The 3,089-nt window shown below is 69.3% G+C and carries 4 protein-coding genes; 1 reads left to right on the forward strand and 3 read right to left on the reverse strand.

The window, feature by feature from the left end; all coding sequences use genetic code 11:
- The 3 genes from AC3XYG_RS42360 to AC3XYG_RS42370 all read right to left on the reverse strand — a co-directional run.
- Window positions 1-787 (reverse strand): magnesium chelatase domain-containing protein (locus AC3XYG_RS42360; RefSeq protein ID WP_489145942.1); only part of this gene is annotated, 787 nt, incomplete at its 3' end.
- Window positions 788-904: 117 nt separating this feature from the next.
- A complete protein-coding gene (locus tag AC3XYG_RS42365) occupies window positions 905-1,810 on the reverse strand; it encodes an alpha/beta fold hydrolase (protein ID WP_489145943.1) in 906 nt (301 codons plus the stop codon).
- Window positions 1,811-1,887: 77 nt separating this feature from the next.
- Window positions 1,888-2,457 (reverse strand): TetR/AcrR family transcriptional regulator, encoded by a 570-nt coding sequence (locus AC3XYG_RS42370; protein ID WP_489145944.1) that lies wholly within the window; start codon window positions 2,455-2,457, stop codon window positions 1,888-1,890.
- A gap of 128 nt (window positions 2,458-2,585) precedes the next feature.
- On the opposite strand from AC3XYG_RS42370, the gene AC3XYG_RS42375 reads away from it, so the two are divergent.
- The coding region (locus AC3XYG_RS42375) for a PaaI family thioesterase (RefSeq protein ID WP_489145945.1) at window positions 2,586-3,089 on the forward strand (504 nt) is incomplete at its 3' end.

Consider the following 3,089-nt stretch of genomic DNA (forward strand, 5'->3'; position numbering starts at 1 on the left):
GCCGCCCGCCCTCAAGCAGGCCTGCCACCGAATGGATCATCGAGACCTCGAGCGCCTCGGCCGGCGACAGCGGCGGCAGCAGATCGGGCAGCCGCGCCGCCAGCATCGACTTGCCGGAGCCCGGGGGGCCGATCATCAACAAATTGTGATTTCCAGCCGCCGCGATCTCCAGCGCCCGCTTCGCCGTTTCCTGCCCCTTCACCTCGCGCAAATCGAGTCCCGGCCCGTCCAGTGCCGCCAGCAGCGGCTGCGGCTGGGCCAGCACCTGGGTGCCCTTGAAGTGGTTGATCAGGGCCAGCAGCGTCGGCGCCGCCAGCACATCGATCCGGCCCTCGGCATCCGCCGCCCAGGCGGCTTCAGGCCCGGAGGCCGCCGGGCAGATCAGGCCGAGGCCGCGTTCGGCCGCGCCCAGCGCCGCCGGCAGCACACCGGCCACCGGGGTCAGCGCCCCATCCAGCGCCAGCTCGCCCAGCGCCATGTACTGCCCGATCTCCTGCACCGGCAGCACGTCGAGCGCGGTCAGCAGGCCGAGCGCGATCGGCAGGTCGAAATGGCTGCCCTCCTTCAGCATGTCGGCCGGGGCGAGGTTGACGGTGATGCGCTTGGGCGGCAGGGCCAGGCCGAGGGCGTGCAGCGCCGCCCGCACCCGCTCCCGGCTTTCCGCCACCGCCTTGTCCGGCAGCCCGACCACGGTGATGCCGGGATAGCCGCCCGACACCTGGACCTGGACGTCGACCGGCGCGACCTCGATGCCCTGGAACGCGACCGTGGCGATCCGGGCGACCATTCAGGCGCGGCTGGCGGCGTGTGGCGTCGATAGAGCGTTCATATCAAAAATTGTATCGAAGATTGAAACACAACCGATATTCCGGCCGGAGCCGGCACTTGTCAATGGCGGGTCCGGTCAGGGCAGCAGGAAGTCGGCGATGGCATCGGCCACCGCCTTCGGCTGTTCCCACATGATGTTGTGTCCGGCGCCCGCAAAGGTCGTGAACCGGGCCTTGGGCAGCGCCGCCTTCAGCCGGTCCTGCGCCGCCGCGTCGAAGAAGCCGTCGGCGCTGCCCCACAGGATCAGCACCGGCGCCTTCAGGTCGGGCAGGCCACGGCCGAATTCTTCATAGGCAAGGCTGCGCAGCACGCCGTTCCACACCGGCAGCGGCACGGCGGCGCTCTCGCGCATCTCATGCGCCAGGAAGGCCTGGTCGACCGGATTCGGGTTGGTGTACCAGTCCTTCATGAATTGCGAGGCGGGGTCGATCGGCGCTGTCAGCGCGGTCACGTTCTGCCACAGCCAGCCGCTGCGGCTGTTCACGGCCCCGACCGAATCCGTCGACGACACCAGCACCACCTTGCCGACCCGGTCGGGCCAGGTCTCGGCGAAGACCTGCGTCACGATGCTGCCGAGCGAATGGCCGACGACATCAGCCTTCGTCAGCTTCTCCGCATCCATGAACAGCTTCACGTCATAGGCCATGTCGGCCAGGGCGTAGCAGCATTCCGGCGCCGAGGACTGGCCGTGGCCGCGCTGGTCGAGGGCGAAGACGTGGAAGCGGTTGGCGAGATCCGGCATCGCCAGCGACCAGGAGCGGCTGTTGTCGGTGTAGCCGTGCAGCAGGATCAGCGCCGGGTCGGCCGGATTGCCCAGTTCCACGAATTTCAGGTCGATGCCGTTCGGCAGATGCGCCGTCTGCTTCAGCCCGACCCAGCCATCCTGGTCGATCGCCGGGCCGGCCGCCGGGCCGGCGGCGAAGGCCGGCAGGCAGATGACAGCCGCCAGGGCCGCCGCGATCAGGTTCAACCCCATGCGCATAACACCGCCCCCCGATATGTCTGACGTTGAGCCAGTGTGGCAGGGGACGACCGCCCGACCGGTCCCGGCGCGGCCCCTTATGGTCCGCCTGCGACCCCGACCAGCTGCGCCTCGACCAGGGCTTCCGCCGCAGCGATCAGCTCATCCTGGCCGCCCTCCTGGCCCAGCACCTGCCAGCCGGCATTGGCGCCGTTGACCAGCAGGCCGATCTGGTCGGCCAAGCGCAGCGGCTCGCGCACGCCGATCGCCGCCGCCAGAGTTGCCAGCCGGCGGCGCAGCTCGCGCTTGTTGTCGCGGCAGACCACGCGGCCGGGATGGCCAGGATCGGGAAATTCCGCCGCCAGGTTCAGGAAGGGGCAGCCGCGGAAGGCTGGGTGGTTCAGCCGCTTCACCACCCCGGCCAGTATCGCCCGCAGCTGGTCGCGCGGCGCGCTGGGATGCCGCGCCGCGACCCGGTCCCACCATTGCCAGAACAGGCAGTCCTGCTCCGCCACCACGGCAGCGATCAGGGCATCCTTCGACGGGAACCAGCGGTACAGGCTGGTCTTGGCGACACCCGAGGTGGCCACGACGGTGTCGACCCCGACGGCACGCATGCCCTCGCGATAGAACAGCTCCATCGCGGTAGCGAGGATGGTCTCGCGCACGCCGCCCGGAGTTCCACCTGCCTGTCCCGTCGAAGCCCCTGTCATCCCACACCCGATTTCCTGAACTTGACGACGCTACAGACCTGTCTGTATCGATGCAATACTGATCCAGGAGATGGGAGAGGGCGATGGATGCTACCGAACCGGTGGTCCGCGAGCGGCTCATCCGCTGGGACGATCCGAAAGCACTGGCGGCCACTGCCCGCGGCATGACCGGCCGCGAGTTCCTGGAAGCCCTGGCCGCGGGCCGGCTGCCGCCGCCGCCGATCGCCCGGCTGGTGGATTTCACCCTGACCGAGATCGGCGACGGCCGCGTGGTGCTGGCCCTGGCACCGCATGAATCGCACTACAATCCGATCGGGTCGGTGCATGGCGGCGTGATCGCCACCGTGCTGGACACCGTGATGGGCTGTGCCGTGCATTCGACGCTGCCGGCCGGTCGCGGTTACACCACGCTCGAGATCAAGGTGAACTACCTCAGGGCCGTCGTGGTCGAATCCGGTCCGGTCCGCGCCATCGGCCGGGTGATCCATGCCGGCCGACAGACGGCGGTGGCGGACGCGACCCTGGTCGACGGCCGCGACCGCATCCTGGCCCATGCCAGCACCACCTGCCTGATCTTCGACGCGCCG

It is taken from the genome of Inquilinus sp. (assembly GCF_057815775.1).